Raw genomic sequence first — 1,215 nt, forward strand, 5'->3', positions numbered from 1 at the left:
GCAATAATCATCATGCCGGTTATATAAAAATAGAAGACAGATTCATATCCAAGATCTTTTAATCCAAGCGCGACATATTCAGCAGAACCGCCAAACAGTGCGTTGGCAATAGCATAAGAGAGCCCAACTCCTATTGCTCGTACTGAAGCGGGAAACATTTCTGATTTTACAATGCCAGAGATGGATGTATAAAAGCTCATAATGCATAGCATTCCAATAATGACTGATAAAGCAATCCATGTACTATCAGTACTACCAATCACATTAAGTCCGGGAATGGTAAAGATAATAGATAAGACACTCCAAATAAGGAGTGAAGTTCTTGTTCCAATTTTATCAGCCATAAAACCAAATGCAGGTTGAAGTAACATGAAAACAAAGAGTGCAGCAGTCATCACAGTTGTGGCTGTATGTTTATCAAAGCCGGTGGTTGTAATCAGATATTTCTGCATGTAAGTCGTATAGGTGTAGAATGTGAGCGATCCTCCAGCGGTAAAGCCGATAACTAGAAAAAAAGCTTTTCGGTGGTTGTTCAAGAGTCCCCTAATACTACCAGCTTGTGCATTAGAACGACTTTCTTTGGTCGTTGTCTCATGGAGCGTGCGGCGTAGATAAATCGCAACAATTGCTCCTAGTCCACCAATGGCAAATGGGATACGCCAGCCCCATGCTTTTAGCTGATCTTCAGTGAGATAAAGCGCTAAAATGAATATAACAAGACTGGCTAGAAGTTGACCACCAATCAGTGTGGTGTATTGGAAAGAGCTAAAAAATCCTCGGCGATTTTTGAGGGCGATTTCACTCATATAAGTTGCTGTTGTACCATATTCACCACCGACAGAAAGCCCTTGAAGCATTCTGAGTAAAAGTAGAAGAATTCCTGCTGCTACTCCAATGGTTTCATAGGTAGGGAGTAGGGCGATTAAGAACGAACCACCACACATCATAAAAACTGAGATAAGCATTGAGCGTTTGCGTCCGTAACGATCGGCAATGAAGCCAAAAAGCCATCCGCCGATTGGGCGCATAAGAAAACCAATAGCAAAGACACCAGCCGCTTTTAAAAGTTGTGTAACGACATTGCCATCTGAGGGAAAAAATTGTGATGCAAAGTAAATGGACGTAAAGGAATAAACATAAAAGTCATACCATTCTACTAGATTACCTGATGCACTGGACACGATAGCCCAGATACGTTTTCTTGTATCATGTGGT

1 protein-coding gene is annotated in these 1,215 nt (G+C 41.2%); it reads right to left on the minus strand.

Annotated elements, in window-relative coordinates; all coding sequences use genetic code 11:
- Positions 1 to 1,215 (minus strand): MFS family transporter (locus ACFIKE_RS10865; RefSeq protein ID WP_375649922.1); only part of this gene is annotated, 1,215 nt, incomplete at both ends.

The sequence above is a fragment of the Bartonella sp. MU70NMGDW genome, assembly GCF_042194085.1.
Taxonomy (GTDB): domain Bacteria; phylum Pseudomonadota; class Alphaproteobacteria; order Rhizobiales; family Rhizobiaceae; genus Bartonella; species Bartonella grahamii.